Here is a 16,083-nt window from a genome sequence, read left to right as displayed (position 1 = left end):
AACCGCGCCAAATCACATATTTGCACCATTATGACTTCGATTAAAAACGCAGAACTTGGTTGGAACGAAGCTGGTACACCGGTTTCTGACCAATTTGATGATGTTTATTTCTCCAACGTAAACGGTCTCGAAGAGACGCGTTACGTGTTCCTCAAACAAAATCATCTACCAGAAAGATGGCAGGAATTTGACCAAAGACGCTTTGTTATTGGCGAAACCGGATTTGGCACGGGGTTGAACTTCTTAGCCGTGTGGCAATGGTTTACCGAATTTCGTCGCGAATATCCAGAGGCAGCGTTAAAAGAATTGCATTTCGTTAGTTTTGAGAAGTACCCACTCAGCAAAGCTGATCTAGAAAAAGCACATCAATCTTGGCCAGAGTTGGCAGAATTTGCCGAAAAGCTGCAACAGCACTACCCAGCCGCAGTGCCTGAGTGTCATCGCATTGTTTTAGAAGACGGCGCTATCACGCTCGACCTTTGGTTTGGCGATATCAAAGACTGCATGCCGCTTGTTCCTTATGCAGAGCAAGGCTTGATTGATGCTTGGTTCTTGGATGGGTTTGCACCAAGCAAAAACCCAGAGATGTGGAACCAAAACCTATTCAACGGCATGGCAAAATTGGCGAAGCAGGATTGTACGGTCGCAACCTTTACGGCAGCGGGCTTTGTGCGTCGCGGCTTAAACGAAGCAGGCTTTTCAATGAAGAAAGTCAAAGGCTTCGGTACCAAACGCGAAATGATCGCGGGTTCGATGGAGCAGCGTGAAGCGCATTCAAACCACCAACCTTGGTTTAACCGCACTGCGTCGGCCAATCATGATTCCATTGCGATTATTGGTGGCGGCATCGCTAGCGCGGCTTTGGCTAAAACGCTGATTCGTCGCGGTCAAAATGTCACGCTTTACTGCAAAGACGCTCAACCCGCAGAAGGCGCATCAGGCAACCGCCAAGGCGCAGTGTACCCATTATTAAATGGCCCCCACAAAGGCGTTTCTCGTGTGTTTGCTCCGGGCTTTTTGTTTGCCCGTCAGTTTGTTGACCAGGCTGCGCAAAATATCCAATTCGATCACGATTGGTGCGGCATCACTCAGTTAATGTGGGATGACAAATCTGCAGACAAGTTGGAAAAAATGCTTGCTGGTAATTTCACGCCAGAGTTAATTCATAAACTATCTGCTGAAGAGACCGCAGAGAAGATTGGCTTGCCGATCGATATGGCATCGGTTCATTACCCTCTTGGCGGTTGGTTATGCCCTGCAGAACTGACCCGTGGTTTGATTGCTCAACTGGAGAAAACAGAACTTTTTGAAGTGAAGTTCGAGCATCAAGTCGAGTCACTAACTTGGGATGAAGCGCGCCAACTATGGACATTGAAAGCAAACGGTCAAAGCTTTGAACACTCCACTGTAGTGGTTGCTAACGGCAGTGAATTCCAAACACTCAGCCAAACCGCGGATCTACCGATGGGTCAGGTAAAAGGTCAAGTTAGCCACGCACCAGCGACAGAAACCTTGTCTAAGCTGAAAACGGTACTGTGTTACGACGGTTACATGACACCTGTTAACCCGAATAATCAGCACTTATGCATCGGTGCAAGCTACGACCGCAGCCACCTCGATTACGAGTTTGACGAGGAAGCACAAAAAGACAATGCAGAGAAATTGGTGAAGTGTTTGCCAAACCAAGCTTGGACGAAAGAAGTGGATACCTCTGGTAATTTATCACGCCAAGGCATTCGCTGTGTTAGCCGTGACCACCTTCCATTTGTCGGTAACGTAGGCGACTTTGAAACCATCAAAGCGCAATATGCGGATCTGCAAAATCAACAAGAACAAGACGTTGAAGCGATTCACCAGTTCCCTAACCTATTCTGTTTCCTTGGTTTAGGTTCTCGTGGTTTGAGTTCTGCGCCTCTAATGGCCGAAGTGTTGGCATCACAAATTTGTGGCGACCCATTACCATTGCCTGTTGATGTACTGACTGAACTGCACCCAAGCCGTATGTGGGTAAGAAAGCTACGTAAAGGTAAAGCGATTACTGAGTTGTAACCAGTTTCGAATGCGTAAAGAACCCCTCCTAGCCTCCCCTTAAAAAGGGGAGGAACAAGTTCTTAACCCGCTTTAGTCCATCCATCTTTCCAAGAAGGAGTCAGAGGCTGCTCCGAAAACAAACTACCACTCCTAGCCTCATTTTAAAAAAGTGAGGAGCAAGTTGCGAACTCCGCATTCGTCCTCCCCCTTTCTAAGGGGGAGTTAGAGGGGGTTGCTCTGAAAACAAAGAACCCCTCCTAGCCTCCCCTTAAAAAGGGGAGGAACAAGTTCTTAACCCGCTTTAGTCCATCTATCTTTCCAAGAAGGAGTAAGAGGGGGTTGCTCTGAAAACAAAGAACCCCTCCTAGCCTCCCCTTAAAAAGGGGAGGAACAAGTTCTTAACCCGCTTTAGTCCATCTATCTTTCCAAGAAGGAGTAAGAGGGGGTTGCTCTGAAAACAAACAACCCCTCCTAGCCTCCCCTTAAAAAGGGGAGGAACAAGTTCTTAACCCGCTTTAGTCCATCCATCTTTCCAAGAAGGAGTCAGGGGCTGCTCCGAAAACAAACAGCCACTCCTTGCCTCATTTTAAAAAAGGGGAGGAACAAGTTCTTAACCCGCTTTAGTCCATCCACCTTTCCAAGAAGGAGTTAGAGGGGGTTACAAGTTTTTTAATTCAATGCCGCCACGGCCACTTTCACCTGTTCTGCAATTTCAGCATTACGGAATTCTCCCGTTTCCAAATCAAAGTTATCGTAGAAGCTTGGAATAGATTGCGATGCTTTCACTTCAGCACCAAAGTAAGGCGCAGAGCCTGTCGCCGCTGCGAGTACCGTTTGTGCACCACCAGGGCCAGGTGAAGTTGCTAAGTACACCGCCGGTTTATTTTGGAATACGTTGCGATCGATACGTGTCGCCCAATCGAATAGATTCTTATACGCTGCTGGGTAAGAGCCGTTGTGCTCAGCAAAAGAAATCACCAAAGCGTCCGCGGTTGCGATATCTGCAAGAAATGCTTTTGCGCCTTCCGCCTGACCGATTTCTTTCTCTTTGTCTTCACTGAACAAAGGAACATCGTAGCTATTGAGGTCTAACACTTGCACATCTGCACCTTCGACAAGGTTAGCAGCGTAAGTCGCAAGGGTTTTATTGATAGAGGTAGAGCTAGTAGAAGCGCCGAATGCGATAATTTTCATGGTTGTAGTCCTTTGTTCACGTTTTGTACTAACAAGAGTAAAAGGTGAACGAGTGTGCTACAACCACAAAAATTTTAAGGAGAGATTCGAAAATTTCGAAGGAGTTTATTTCAACTCTTTTTGCTTCAACCAGAGGCTTAGAGCTGCCAATCGAAGCATATATAACTGAATGAGACTTAAGCTTGCGCTTGAAGCTCTTGCCATAGATCACTCACGATCACGCGATCGGCAGGCGTCAATTCTGAACGCGCTTCTTCAAGGCTGTTTTCAATGCGAGACTTCAGCTCAGTTACATCGTTAATGCCTTCTTCTTCACACGCTGCAGCAGACAGAGAAATGTGACCACGCAAATAACCACCAGCAAACAATTCATCATCCGATGCCGTTTCAATGCGAGCATCAATCAGTTCTAGTAGTTTTTCTTCAAATTCAATAATCATGGAGCTTCTCTGAGGTTATTTAACGATAAAGTCAGACGTTTCCAGTGGCTTGGTTTGGTAAAAGGCACGCAACGCATCCGATAGCATTTTCACGCGAGGCGGAAGACCGCTTTCTAGAATGCCCATTACTTCATTGTGCACTTTGTGCATAAAACCAAGACGATCTGGTTCAAAATCGCCGTGTAGATTGTCACAACTGACGTTAAAAGGGAAGTCAGCACTTTTCGCTAGAATCCACTCGTAAGCTTGAGGGCGAATTTCAACTTTTTCGAATTCAGCTTGAACCTCTGCTGTGCGACCATCTGGTTCGTACCAATACCCAAAATCTTCCAGCAAACGACGCTCTGGTCCTGCTACGCACCAATGGGCAATCTCGTGCAGCGCTGACGCGTAAAAGCCACGAGCAAAAATAATCCGATGATGCGGATGTTCTTCATCTGCTGGCAAGTAAATTGGCTCATCGCCGCCTAGCTCTAACTCAGTGTTAAAAGGCCCAAGAAATGTGTCATTGAAAATAGCGATAAGGTCTTGATATTCGTGGTTCATCATCGATTCTGTACGTCAAATTGATATGCGGTGCGCATTGTCGCTGTTTTTCTTACACAGGTAAAGCCACACAACATGTTTGGTTATTAGCTGAGTTAATCTGAAAGTCGCTTTCTCCATACAATTTCTCATTCGTCACAGATCACATTTCCCACTACACTCACGCCTTATTTTTACGCTTAACGATGGCGACTTCAACGCCACTTGAAGCGAGATTCTTTTTGGGTTTAAGCCTCTCCCCAAGGTTTAAATCTTGTTGATAAGTTTTGCTGCTGTTTTCCTTAATCTCAAGGAGCATGACAGAGCCCTTTTATTTGAGTGTCCCCTTATGCTGCTAAGTGTGTTGTACATCATCGGTATCACGGCTGAAGCCATGACTGGTGCATTGAGTGCCGGCCGAAGAAAAATGGATTGGTTTGGTGTTATGTTGGTAGCCAGTGCAACGGCTATTGGCGGCGGTACAGTGCGCGACATTCTTCTTGGCCACTACCCACTAGGTTGGGTGAAGAATCCCGAGTTTTTGGCAATCACTTGTGTAGCTGGTGTACTAACGACTGGCTTAGCGAAATGGGTGATTAAATTCAAAGGGCTATTTATCCGTTTGGATGCGCTGGGCTTGATCGTATTTAGCATCATCGGCACCAAGGTAGCGATTGGCATGGGATTACACCCTGGCATTTGTATGGTGTCAGCACTAGTCACAGGTGTATTTGGGGGGTTGCTACGTGATTTGATTTGTCGTCAAACACCGCTTGTGTTGCATGAAGAGCTTTATGCCTCTGTGGCACTTATTGCATCGGGCTTGTACTTAGCTTTACTTGAGTTCAACGTACCTGACGTAACCGCGACGATTGTGACTCTGATTACTGGTTACACGCTGCGTATGGCGGCAGTTCGCTTTAAATGGCGCTTACCTTCATTCCACTTGGAAACCGAAGGTTCGATTCACTAATTGAATTCGAAACCAATTGAAACCCTATTAAAAAGGCAGCTCATTGAGCTGCCTTTTGCGTTTCTATCGAATTAAGCTTCAAACTTAAATTTTTGGAGTCTCGGTTTTTACGCCATGGTTTTGACCACGATGACGTAGCAAGTGATCCATAACGACAATAGCCAGCATCGCTTCCGCGATAGGCACGGCGCGGATACCCACACATGGGTCATGACGACCTTTAGTGATCAACTGAGTTGGTTCACCTTCTTTAGTGATAGTCTCGCCTGGAACCGTAATGCTTGAGGTTGGCTTAAGCGCGATGTTTGCCACAATCTCTTGGCCGGTAGAGATACCGCCAAGAATGCCGCCTGCGTGGTTGCTGCCGAAGCCTTCTGGAGAAAGCGTATCACGATGCTCGCTGCCTTTTTGGTTTACCACGTCAAAACCGTCGCCGATTTCCACGCCTTTCACCGCATTGATGCTCATTAGCGCGTGTGCGATGTCTGCATCTAAACGATCAAATACAGGCTCACCAAGACCAACAGGCACGTTGGTTGCCACAACCTGAATTTTTGCGCCAATGGAGTCGCCTTCTTTTTTCAGGTCACGGATAAGTTGGTCAAATGCTTCTACTTTGTCTGCATCTGGGCAGAAGAACGCATTATTTTCGATTTCATTCCAATCCACTTTATCGATTGAAACGTCACCCATTTGCGACAAGTAAGCACGGATTTCTACACCGAACTCGTCTTTCAGGTATTTCTTAGCGATTGCACCAGCCGCCACACGCATTGCCGTTTCACGAGCAGACGAACGGCCGCCACCTCGATAATCGCGCACACCGTATTTTTGGTGGTAAGTGTAATCAGCATGTCCTGGACGGAACTTGTCTTTAATGTCTGAGTAGTCTTTAGAACGCTGGTCAGTGTTCTCAATCATCAAACCAATTGAAGTACCTGTAGTTTGACCTTCAAATACGCCAGAAAGAATTTTTACTTCGTCCGGTTCACGACGCTGTGTGGTGTAACGTGATGTGCCAGGACGGCGACGGTCGAGATCCGTTTGCAGATCTGCCTCAGTGATTTCCAAACCTGGAGGGCATCCGTCTACGATACATCCTAGTGCGATACCGTGACTTTCCCCGAATGTCGTCACTCGGAAATGTTGTCCGATACTGTTTCCTGCCATTACTTCCTCAAATTATTGTCGCCACGCTCGAACTGTGGGAGCGCAACTGCTTATCAATTCTTCGTGAATTCATAGTGGCGGTATTACGTTTTGATGTAAAGCCCGTTTTGGCGGAAAAAACAAATCAGCCTGAATTTTCAAGCTCACTGCGAAGCGGATAAAAAAACACCGAGCACTAGGCTCGGTGTTTTCATTGTTTGTTCGACTGGTTTGCTTAGACAGACTTAGTCTTTGTACAGTTTGAACTCTTCTGCACATTCAACTAACTGATCACGTGTTAGCATGAATACGCCGTGACCGCCGTTCTCGAACTCGACCCAAGTAAATGGGATCTGAGGGTACTGTTCCATCATGTGAACCATTGAGTTACCGACTTCACAAATAAGAATACCGTTTTCTGTTAGGTAGTCTGGAGCGTTAGCAAGAATACGACGAACCAGTTTTAGACCGTCAGTACCCGCAGCTAGACCTAGCTCAGGCTCGTGCGTGAACTCGTCTGGTAGGCTGTTCATGTCTTCTTCGTCCACGTAAGGTGGGTTAGACACGATCAGGTTGTACTTCTCTTTTGGCAGATCACGGAACAAATCTGAACGGATTGGGAACACTTGCTGCTCCATACCGTGATCTTGTACGTTTTGTTCAGCCACTTGTAGAGCGTCTGTAGAGATGTCGATCGCGTCGACTTCTGCTTCAGGGAAAGCGTGCGCACAAGCAATCGCGATACAGCCAGAACCCGTACATAGGTCCATGATGCGAGTTGGCTCTTCCACCAACCAAGGTTGGAATTCCGCTTGAATCAATTCACCGATTGGAGAACGTGGCACAAGTACACGCTCATCAACAAAGAACTCAAGACCGCAGAACCATGCTTTGTTCGTTAGGTATGCAGTTGGTGTACGCTCGTTGATGCGTTTTACTACGCGCTCAACAATACGTAGACGCTCGCTTGTCGTTAGGCGAGAGTTCAATACATGCGGAGGCACATCAATCGGCAAGTATAATGTCGGTAGGATAAGCTGAACCGCTTCATCCCACGCATTATCAGTACCATGACCGTAAAACAAGTTAGCGGCGTTAAAGCGGCTGACCGTCCAACGAATCATATCTTGAAGGGTATGCAGTTCCGATACCGCCTCTTCTACAAAAATCTTATCCAAAATTGCCTCCGAAAAGCGCTACAATACTGCCATAAATTGTAAAAATGAAATTGTTTACCTAATGAGCAAAAAAGACACCGAACACGATGACGATTTCGCCTTGTTTAAGGATGCAGTACAGGGCGTAAAAAAGTTGCGACAGGATACCATAATCCAGCAACCAAAAAAAAATACTAAGCAAAAAGAAATCACGCGCTCAAACCGTGAAGCGAGTGATTCTGAGTTTTACTTTTCCGATGAGTTTGTCCCGCTCTTAAATGCGGATGGACCAACTCGCTACGCGCGTGATGATGTCTCAACTTATGAAGTGAAACGTCTGCGCCGTGGTGTGTACGTACCTGATGTTTTCCTAGACATGCATGGTATGACCCAACTGGAAGCTAAGCGAGAGCTCGGCGCGATGATCGCTTACTGTGTCAAAAACGAAATCCACTGTGCGTGTGTTCAACACGGTATTGGTAAGCACATCTTGAAGCAGAAAGCACCGCTGTGGCTTGCTCAACACCCAGACGTGATGGCATTCCACCAAGCGCCTTTAGAGTTTGGCGGAGACGGTGCGCTACTGGTATTACTGTCTATTCCAGAGAAATAAACCACCGACTTCGAAAGTGTTTCGCTGACGAACAAGAACGACAAAGGCAGGTTAACCCTGCCTTTTTGTTTTTCTCGAGTCGTGATCCCGAGAGCGAGTGTTCTATGGCGTGATATGCCACAACACTTCACCACGTTGTGTTTGCGGATCGTATTCAATGCACACCAAGCCAGATGTTGGGAACATCGGTGGTGTCATGTCTTTCACAAACTCAGAAGTGAGATACCCCACCAGCGGTAAGTGCGACACAAACAGAAGTGATTCTAACTTCTCAACCTCAATCAATGCATTGGCAAAATCAAATACATGGTCCGATTGACCGTATGGCGTGATGTCTTCACAAGTCTCAATACTTTTCGCCGAGAAATGGACGCTGATCTCTTGCCATGTTTGTTGCGCTCGGATGTATGGACTGACTAGCACTTTGTCGAATTGAGCAAAACCTTGCTCTTTACATGCTCGGGCAACTGCTTCCGATTCAGTTCTGCCTCTTTGGGTCAGTTGTCTTTCTGCATCGGTATCCGCGAAATGTTCCGCTTCACCGTGACGCAAGATAAATATTTTCATGTTATTTCCTAGGGATAGCTAACGCTACCAAAAGGTTGACTGCTATCTTTATACGGATAGCGGGCTAACTTTAATAATGTCGAAACAAAAATACTGATATAATTATCGGTTCATTATACCAATTCGCTTGCTAAAGATAGCGACTTTCTTAACAATCTATTAAAAAGAATAGACTCAGTTCATCACATTCTACGATGAAGTTATGAACTCAGTGCATTCCTTCAAATAGCTCGAACCCCATAGCATTGGCTATTGGGCTTATGCAGTACTCTTACGAATAACAAAAATACGGCAAGCAGTATTTGTCGAAGCGCAAACTTTGCGCAGCCCCATTCGGGGTTCATCATTACTGTAATGCGAAATCTGGAGACGCATCGTGCACTTAAGTCCAAACGATTCAAATCAATACCGCTACATTACCTTGAGTAATGCACTGCGCGTGTTGCTGATCCACTCCGACACCGCTCAACAGTCGGCAGCAGCCTTGGCAGTAAATGTTGGACACTTTGATGACCCAAATGATCGTCAAGGTCTGGCACACTACCTAGAACACATGCTTTTTTTGGGAACGGAAAAATACCCTAAAGTTGGCGAGTTTCAAAGTTTTATTAGTCAACACGGTGGCACAAATAACGCTTGGACGGGAACAGAGCATACTTGTTTCTTCTTTGACGTCACCCCCACAGCGTTTGAAACCGCGCTTGACCGTTTCAGCCAATTCTTCACCGCACCGTTGTTTAATGAAGAAGCGTTAGACAAAGAGCGCCAAGCTGTCGACTCCGAATACAAGCTCAAACTGAACGACGATTCTCGCCGTCTATATCAAGTAAACAAAGAGGTCATCAACCCTGATCATCCGTTTTCTAAGTTCTCTGTCGGCAACTTGGAAACCCTCGGCGATCGCGATGGCAAATCGATTCGCGACGAGATAGTCGAGTTTCACCACTCGCAATATTCCGCTGATTTGATGACATTGACCTTGTTTGGTCCTCAATCTCTTGATGAACAGCAAGCTTGGGTAGAAACCATGTTTGCTGACATTCCAAATCATCAATTACACGGAAAATCGATTGATGTACCTATAGGTAACGAAGACAGCACCGGCATTTTGGTTCAAGTCGAACCGATTAAAGAATTTCGTAAACTGATCTTAACCTTCCCGATGCCAGGGATGGATGTGCATTACGGCGCGAAACCCCTCTCCTACTTTGCGCATTTGTTGGGTTATGAAGGCGAAGGCAGTTTGATGCTAGAGCTGAAAAACAAAGGTTGGATTACTTCCTTATCTGCCGGTGGAGGTGCAAGCGGCAGCAATTACCGAGACTTCACAGTCAGCTGCACATTGACCCAAGATGGCTTGGGTTATGTCGATAACATCATTCAAGCCGTATTCCAGTACCTGTCTATGATCAAACAAGATGGGATGGATGAATGGCGTTACCTTGAAAAACAAGCAGTGCTGGAGTCTGCCTTCCGCTTTCAAGAGCCATCTCGTCCGATGGATTTGGTCAGCCACCTTGTGATCAACATGCAGCACTATCAGCCGGAAGACACGGTTTACGGTGACTACAAAATGACAGGGTATGATGAAGAGCTACAACGCTCTTTATTGCACTACCTCAACATCGAAAATGTTCGTGTGACTCTGATTGCCAAAGGATTAGAGTACAACCAAACCGCAGAATGGTATTTCACGCCCTACTCAGTGCATCCATTCAACGATGAACAACGTCGTTTATATCAACAAATCGATCCTAGTTGGCAATTCGTTCTCCCAGAAAAGAACCCATACATTTGCTACGAGCTCGATCCAAAACCGTTTGAAAATGGTGGCTCATTGCCAGAATTAGTGGAAGATGTCGAAGGCTTCCGTTTATGGCATTTGCAAGATGACGAATTCCGAGTGCCAAAAGGCGTCGTGTATGTCGCTATCGACAGCTCGCACGCCGTCGCTTCACCGAAAAACATCGTGAAAACACGCCTATGTGTTGAGATGTTCCTTGATTCATTAGCGAAAGAGACCTATCAAGCTGAAATCGCAGGTATGGGTTACAACATGTACGCTCACCAAGGTGGTGTTACTCTGACGCTATCAGGTTTTAGCGAGAAATTGCCTCAGCTGTTAGAAATGATTCTGCATCGCTTCGCGGCACGTGAGTTCAGCCCTGCTCGATTCGAAACCATCAAACAACAACTATTACGTAATTGGCGAAATTCATCTCAGGACCGCCCTATTTCGCAGCTATTCAATGCACTGACTGGTCTTCTTCAACCCAACAATCCGCCTTTCGCAACACTCGTTGAAGCGCTGGAAGAAATAGAAGTGGATGAACTGTCGGTGTTTGTTGAATCAATTTTGGCCGAGTTGCATGTAGAAATGTTCGTTTACGGCGACTGGCAGCGTCAGCACGCAAAAGAGATGGCAACAACGTTGAAAGATGCCCTTAGAGTAAAAGAACAACGCTACGAAGAGGCACTCCGCCCGTTGGTCATGCTTGGCGAAAATGGCAGTTTCCAACGTGAAGTCCACTGTAATCAGCAAGATTCCGCGGTGGTGATTTACCACCAATGTGAAGATATCGAGCCACGCAATATCGCCTTGTATACATTGGCTAACCATCTGATGTCGGCGACCTTCTTCCATGAAATCCGCACCAAGCAGCAACTTGGCTATATGGTCGGTACGGGAAATATGCCTCTCAATCGCCACCCAGGTATTGTGCTGTACGTTCAGTCTCCAAATGCCGCTCCCGCTGAATTGGTCACATCAATTGATGAGTTTTTGAACGCTTTCTACATGGTATTGCTAGAGCTAAATGAATACCAGTGGCACAGCAGCAAGCGAGGTTTATGGAATCAAATAGCAACGCCCGACACAACATTGCGTGGTAGAGCTCAGCGCTTGTGGGTCGCTGTTGGCAACAAAGACACGGATTTCAATCAACGTGAAAAGGTACTAGAAGAGCTTAAAGGGCTTACTCGTACCGATATGATCCGCTTTGTTGTCAACGAGTTAAAACCGCGCACCGCAAACCGTTTGGTCATGCACTCGCAAGGTATAGCACACGCAGATGCTCCGCGAGTTAATCTTGGTTTAGAAATTGGATCGATTGAAGAGTTTCAATTACGACCAAAAGATTGTGGCCTCGGATAAGAGACTCAAATGCATAATTGGCATGAAATGGTAAAAGTAGTAATTTAGTTTATGCTGTAATTACCTTGTTCAATAAATATGCAAACACGAGGACTAAATGAAAAAGCTACTTTTACTTGCTGCTGTACTTATGCCACTCGCGCCTGTTGCCCATGCAGACATCACAATTAAGGGTGACGATTTCGAACTGAGTGAAGACTGTTTGCGCCTTGATGGTGATAACGTGTCAATAAAGTCCGACGATTGCTCCTCAGGGAAACATGACAAAGACCACAAAGGTAATTCTAGTGTCCACGGTGATAACAACCCAGGCAAAGGTCACGACAAGGACAAAAAAGACAAGAAGAAATAACGCCTCATAATCTCAAACACAAAAAAGGCTTGCATCACGCAAGCCTTTCTATTTTTAGCGCAAGCCATTAATCATAGAAGTTACGACCTTCACCCGCACGAGTGAGTAAGCCATCACATGGCGCGTAACGATCTCCGTATTTCGATGCAAACTCGTTCATTTTCTCAACCAATTCTTTCAAACCGAATTGATCCATGTAACGGAATGGACCACCTAGGAATGGTGGGAAACCAATACCAAAGATCGCACCGATATCACCATCGCGTGGAGAACGGATAATACCGTCGTCTAAACAGCGAACCGCTTCGTTTAGCATTGGCAACACACAACGCAGTGCAATGTCGTTGTCACTCAGCTTAGACTCTGGCGTCAGGTTCAATAGCTTGTACACGGACTTATCGACTTCTTTCTTCTTACCTTTGTAGGTGTAGAAGCCTTTACCACTCTTACGACCTTTACGACCGTCATTCAGTAGTGTGTCGAATACGTCTGGACCTTTAAATCGCTCGCCCAATTCGTTAACCAAGATTGGCATGATCTTCGCGCCAATATCGACACCAACTTCATCAAGCAAAGTAATTGGGCCAACCGGGAAACCAAAATCGAGTAGTGCATTGTCCAGTTGTTCGATTGGCTCATTTGCCAACAATATATGTGCGGCTTCATTCATGTAAGGTGCAAGAATACGGTTTACGTAAAAGCCTGCTTTATCTTTCACAACGATTGGCGTTTTACCTTGTTTCTTCGCAAGCGCAACCACGGTAGAAATGGTTTCATCCGACGTCGTCTCGTGAGGAATCACTTCCACCAGCGGCATTTTCTCTACCGGGCTGAAATAGTGTAAACCGACGATGTTTTCTGGACGCTCTGCTTTTTCCGCAATTTTGTGAATCGGCAAAGAAGACGTATTGGTCGCAAAAATAGTGTCTAGTTTCGCATTCGCTTCAATATCCGCAACCATCGTCTGTTTAAGGTCAAGATCTTCAAACACGGCTTCAATTACTACATCAATATGGTTGAAGCTTGTAAAGTCAATGCCGCCAGACAGTTGCAGCATCTTCGCTTGCAGACCCGCTTTCGAGATAATGCGGCGCTTACGTTGCTTATCAAACAACTTGTAGTTGTAGTTCAATGAGTTAAGCACACCGTCGTTACTAACATCTTTAATACGAACTGGCACTTTTGCTTTGGCGACGGAAACGTGGCTAATACCCGCCCCCATCAAACCACCACCAAGTACACCAACTCGACCGACCGATGCGGGCTCAGCCTCTGTACCATTCTCTTTCTTCATCTCAGTGGTAGCAAAGAAAATAGAGCGTAATGCTTTTGATTCAGAGCTCATCACCAATTCGCTAAAGCGCTTTGCTTCAAGTTCTTGGCCTTGAGCAAAACCTTTCTCAAGACCGTGTTGAATAACTTCTAGGATAGCCACGGTTGCAGGGTAGTTACCACGCGTTTTTTCATTAGTTTTTTTCGCTGCTTGCTCAAACACAAACTTACGACCTAAGCCGCTGCCTGACATCAATTTCTCTTTGGTCGATTGCTTTTGTTTACCTTTCTTCTTGCCTTTTTCGACATGCATCTTCGCGACATCAAGCAAGACAGTCTCAGGCACACATGCGTCAACCACACCCAATTTTTTCGCTTTCTTCGCACGCAGTTGTTTACCTGTAAGGATTAAATCTAACGAGGGCAACAGACCAATTAAACGTGGAAGACGTTGAGTACCACCAGAACCAGGCAGCAAACCAAGTTGCACTTCAGGCAAACCAAGACGCGTTTTATCGGAATCAGTACACACTCGGTAGTCACACGCGAGAGCAAGCTCTAAACCGCCACCCAGACATGGACCATGAATCGCTGCGACAACCGGATAAGGCAGCTCAGACAGCTGCTGGAACAAGTCTTGGCCTTGCTTGGCTAAGGCTTCAGCTTCACTTGCCGTCGTGCACGCTTCGAGCATTCGTACATCGGCACCCGCAACAAAGTTATCTGGTTTTAAGGAATGGATGATCATCCCTTTTACGCCGTTGGTGTCTTTCAGTTGAGCGAAAATCTCTTTCATCTCATCTGCAAACGCCGCTTGCAGCGTGTTCATTTTCTCGTTTGGCACATCGATGGCTAGCCAAGCAATGTTCTGCTCATCAATCTTTAGACTAAATGCTTTTTGCTCGCTCATTACTCAACCTCCAAAATCATTGCTGCACCAAGACCACCTGCGGCACACGCAGTATTCAACGCAAGACCACCACCACGACGTTTCAGCTCACGTAGCGTTTGTGTCATCATACGAGCGCCAGTCGCAGCAAATGGGTGACCGTAAGCAATTGAACCGCCAAGGACGTTGAACTTATCCATGTCGATTTCACCTATCGCTTTCGAGCGACCTAGGTTTTCTTGGGCAAATTTATCAGAAGCAAACATCTTCACATTTGCAAGTGCTTGAGCTGCAAACGCTTCGTGCATATCAATAAGCGTAAGGTCTGAGAGTTCCAATCCGGTATTTTCTAATACTTTCGATGTCGCGTAAGTTGGCCCCATCAACATATCCATTTCGACGCCAATAGCCGAGAATGCATAACCGCGAATGTAGCCAAGAATTTCCATCCCAAGCTCTTTCGCTTTACCTTCACGCATTAGCATCACAGCGGCACCACCATCGGTTAATGGCGTACTGTTTGCGGCTGTTACACTACCGTATTGGCGGTCAAAAGCCGGACGCAATTTTGCGTAACCTTCTAATGTCGAATCATGACGAATGTTGTTATCTTCAGAGATCCATTTTTTGTAAGGTTCTGGGAAAGCAGTCATCACTTCGTCTTGGATTTTGCCGTCTTTCCAAGCTTGCGAAGCTAGAGAGTGAGAACGGTGCGCCAACGCATCTTGCTCTGCACGAGTAATTCCGTGTGACTTCGCCATTTGCTCGGCAGTCTGACCCATTGAGAGACCCGTCGAGTATTCAGCCACTGCCGGCGGCACTGGCATCAAATCTTTGAAGCTGAGTTTTTTAAGAATGTTGAGCTTTTGACCCAGCGTTTTGGTTTTGCTGAGCGCCAGTAAATTAGCAGCCAGCGTTTTTGATACACCAATAGGCAACACAGAAGAAGAGTCCGCACCACCAGCAATCCCCACATCAATGCTGCCAGCCATAATACTTTCGGCAACATTGACAGCAGCTTGGAAGCTGGTCGCACATGCGCGAGTCACACTGTAAGCGTCGGTATGAATGTGCATACCCGTCCCCAATACGATTTCTCGTGCGATGTTTGGTGCTTCTGGCATTTGAACCACTTGTCCAAATACCACTTGTTCAATTAACTTAGGGTCGATATCTGTGCGAGCAAGCATTTCGCTCACTACCATTTTACCTAAATCGACCGCTGGCACCTGGCTGAACTCAGTGCTTTGACGAGCAAAGGGAGTTCGGAGCCCTGCGACAATAGCAACACGTTCACCATGGCGTGTTTTTACTTCCTGCTTGCCCATTGTTTCTCCTTAAATACAAGAGGTCTGACCTCATGCATTGTAATCAACTTGTTAAATTTATCAAACGTGCGTTTAAATAAACGTGAAGCGAGTAGATCTATTACTCTAGTTCATTGATTCTTATGCGATTAAGATTGCTTAACTATAGTGACTTAAAAAGAGAAGAAGTGTGCTGTGGGTAAAATTGAAGCAAAAAAAAACCACACAATGTTGTGTGGTCGGAATATCTATAAAACAATTAACATACGCCAATTGTAAAATTAATCAGTTTCCTGATTAGGAGAAAGTAAAGTCAGCCTTCAAAAGGAAGTGTCATCTTGCTCAACATGTTAGTCGCAATGACTAACTAGATGACAAGATGTACTATAGCCCCTTCACTGTATGAGATTTTGAAATAGATCAATTTTTATGGTGATTTTATGGTTTCTTGCAGGAATAG

The 16,083-nt window shown here is 46.0% G+C and carries 13 protein-coding genes; 5 read left to right on the top strand and 8 right to left on the bottom strand.

Translation table 11 applies throughout. From position 1 onward, the window contains the following. Window positions 1-30 precede the first annotated feature (30 nt). The gene (gene mnmC / locus ITG12_RS15860) at window positions 31-2,049 is read left to right on the top strand and encodes a bifunctional tRNA (5-methylaminomethyl-2-thiouridine)(34)-methyltransferase MnmD/FAD-dependent 5-carboxymethylaminomethyl-2-thiouridine(34) oxidoreductase MnmC (protein ID WP_248873225.1); all 2,019 of its coding nucleotides are present in this window, start codon (window positions 31-33) and stop codon (window positions 2,047-2,049) included. Between the two features lie 651 nt (window positions 2,050-2,700). Here mnmC and ITG12_RS15855 read toward each other — a convergent pair. The 3 genes from ITG12_RS15855 to ITG12_RS15845 form a co-directional block, all read right to left on the bottom strand. After that, window positions 2,701-3,225, bottom strand: a complete 525-nt coding sequence (locus tag ITG12_RS15855) for an NADPH-dependent FMN reductase (RefSeq protein ID WP_104026971.1) — start codon at window positions 3,223-3,225, stop codon at window positions 2,701-2,703. 176 nt (window positions 3,226-3,401) lie between these two features. Further along, window positions 3,402-3,665, bottom strand: coding sequence for a YfcL family protein (locus ITG12_RS15850; protein ID WP_005433127.1), 264 nt, complete (start codon window positions 3,663-3,665; stop codon window positions 3,402-3,404). A 15-nt stretch (window positions 3,666-3,680) separates the two neighbouring features. After that, window positions 3,681-4,211, bottom strand: coding sequence for an elongation factor P hydroxylase (locus tag ITG12_RS15845; protein ID WP_045405690.1), 531 nt, complete (start codon window positions 4,209-4,211; stop codon window positions 3,681-3,683). Between the two features lie 328 nt (window positions 4,212-4,539). Here ITG12_RS15845 and ITG12_RS15840 point away from each other — a divergent pair, with 328 nt between their 5' ends. Then, on the top strand, window positions 4,540-5,163 hold the full coding sequence (locus tag ITG12_RS15840; protein ID WP_095760614.1) for a trimeric intracellular cation channel family protein: 624 nt from the start codon (window positions 4,540-4,542) through the stop codon (window positions 5,161-5,163). A gap of 84 nt (window positions 5,164-5,247) precedes the next feature. Here the strand turns inward: ITG12_RS15840 and aroC are convergent, their stop codons facing one another. Both aroC and prmB read right to left on the bottom strand, forming a co-directional pair. After that, window positions 5,248-6,333, bottom strand: coding sequence for a chorismate synthase (aroC, locus tag ITG12_RS15835; RefSeq protein ID WP_042606319.1), 1,086 nt, complete (start codon window positions 6,331-6,333; stop codon window positions 5,248-5,250). Window positions 6,334-6,557: 224 nt separating this feature from the next. Further along, on the bottom strand, window positions 6,558-7,490 hold the full coding sequence (gene prmB / locus ITG12_RS15830) for a 50S ribosomal protein L3 N(5)-glutamine methyltransferase (RefSeq protein WP_038871350.1): 933 nt from the start codon (window positions 7,488-7,490) through the stop codon (window positions 6,558-6,560). Window positions 7,491-7,551: 61 nt separating this feature from the next. Between prmB and smrB the strand changes: the two genes are divergently transcribed. Then, window positions 7,552-8,082 (top strand): endonuclease SmrB, encoded by a 531-nt coding sequence (smrB, locus tag ITG12_RS15825; RefSeq protein WP_038871353.1) that lies wholly within the window; start codon window positions 7,552-7,554, stop codon window positions 8,080-8,082. 102 nt (window positions 8,083-8,184) lie between these two features. Here smrB and sixA read toward each other — a convergent pair whose 3' ends face one another. Then, a complete protein-coding gene (gene sixA, locus ITG12_RS15820) occupies window positions 8,185-8,649 on the bottom strand; it encodes a phosphohistidine phosphatase SixA (RefSeq protein WP_038871355.1) in 465 nt (154 codons plus the stop codon). A gap of 376 nt (window positions 8,650-9,025) precedes the next feature. Here sixA and ITG12_RS15815 point away from each other — a divergent pair, with 376 nt between their 5' ends. Together ITG12_RS15815 and ITG12_RS15810 are read left to right on the top strand one after the other, a co-directional pair. Beyond that, window positions 9,026-11,803, top strand: coding sequence for an insulinase family protein (locus ITG12_RS15815; protein WP_248873224.1), 2,778 nt, complete (start codon window positions 9,026-9,028; stop codon window positions 11,801-11,803). Window positions 11,804-11,900: 97 nt separating this feature from the next. Then, entirely contained in the window at window positions 11,901-12,155 is a 255-nt protein-coding gene (locus tag ITG12_RS15810; protein WP_041057922.1) for a hypothetical protein, read from the top strand. A 67-nt stretch (window positions 12,156-12,222) separates the two neighbouring features. Here the strand turns inward: ITG12_RS15810 and fadJ are convergent, their stop codons facing one another. Beyond that, window positions 12,223-14,337, bottom strand: coding sequence for a fatty acid oxidation complex subunit alpha FadJ (fadJ, locus tag ITG12_RS15805; protein WP_248873223.1), 2,115 nt, complete (start codon window positions 14,335-14,337; stop codon window positions 12,223-12,225). Next, entirely contained in the window at window positions 14,337-15,644 is a 1,308-nt protein-coding gene (gene fadI, locus ITG12_RS15800) for an acetyl-CoA C-acyltransferase FadI (protein ID WP_039974172.1), read from the bottom strand. Before fadI ends, fadJ begins: the two co-directional genes overlap by 1 nt. Between the last annotated feature and the right edge of the window lie 439 nt (window positions 15,645-16,083).

It is taken from the genome of Vibrio sp. ED002, from assembly GCF_023277445.1.
In the GTDB taxonomy this organism is placed as follows: Bacteria; Pseudomonadota; Gammaproteobacteria; order Enterobacterales; family Vibrionaceae; genus Vibrio; species Vibrio jasicida.
Note: the sequence above shows the minus strand (reverse complement) of the source record. Positions and strands in the feature narration are given on the sequence as shown.

What these genes read in the sequence shown, in the direction of transcription:
- ITG12_RS15810 (WP_041057922.1), top strand. Translation starts at nt 11,901, where the DNA reads ATGAAAAAGCTACTTTTACTTGCTGCTGTACTTATGCCACTCGCGCCT.
- ITG12_RS15840 (WP_095760614.1), top strand. Translation starts at nt 4,540, where the DNA reads ATGCTGCTAAGTGTGTTGTACATCATCGGTATCACGGCTGAAGCCATG.
- aroC (WP_042606319.1), bottom strand. Translation starts at nt 6,333, where the DNA reads ATGGCAGGAAACAGTATCGGACAACATTTCCGAGTGACGACATTCGGG.
- fadI (WP_039974172.1), bottom strand. Translation starts at nt 15,644, where the DNA reads ATGGGCAAGCAGGAAGTAAAAACACGCCATGGTGAACGTGTTGCTATT.
- smrB (WP_038871353.1), top strand. Translation starts at nt 7,552, where the DNA reads ATGAGCAAAAAAGACACCGAACACGATGACGATTTCGCCTTGTTTAAG.
- ITG12_RS15855 (WP_104026971.1), bottom strand. Translation starts at nt 3,225, where the DNA reads ATGAAAATTATCGCATTCGGCGCTTCTACTAGCTCTACCTCTATCAAT.
- fadJ (WP_248873223.1), bottom strand. Translation starts at nt 14,337, where the DNA reads ATGAGCGAGCAAAAAGCATTTAGTCTAAAGATTGATGAGCAGAACATT.
- ITG12_RS15850 (WP_005433127.1), bottom strand. Translation starts at nt 3,665, where the DNA reads ATGATTATTGAATTTGAAGAAAAACTACTAGAACTGATTGATGCTCGC.
- mnmC (WP_248873225.1), top strand. Translation starts at nt 31, where the DNA reads ATGACTTCGATTAAAAACGCAGAACTTGGTTGGAACGAAGCTGGTACA.
- ITG12_RS15845 (WP_045405690.1), bottom strand. Translation starts at nt 4,211, where the DNA reads ATGAACCACGAATATCAAGACCTTATCGCTATTTTCAATGACACATTT.
- sixA (WP_038871355.1), bottom strand. Translation starts at nt 8,649, where the DNA reads ATGAAAATATTTATCTTGCGTCACGGTGAAGCGGAACATTTCGCGGAT.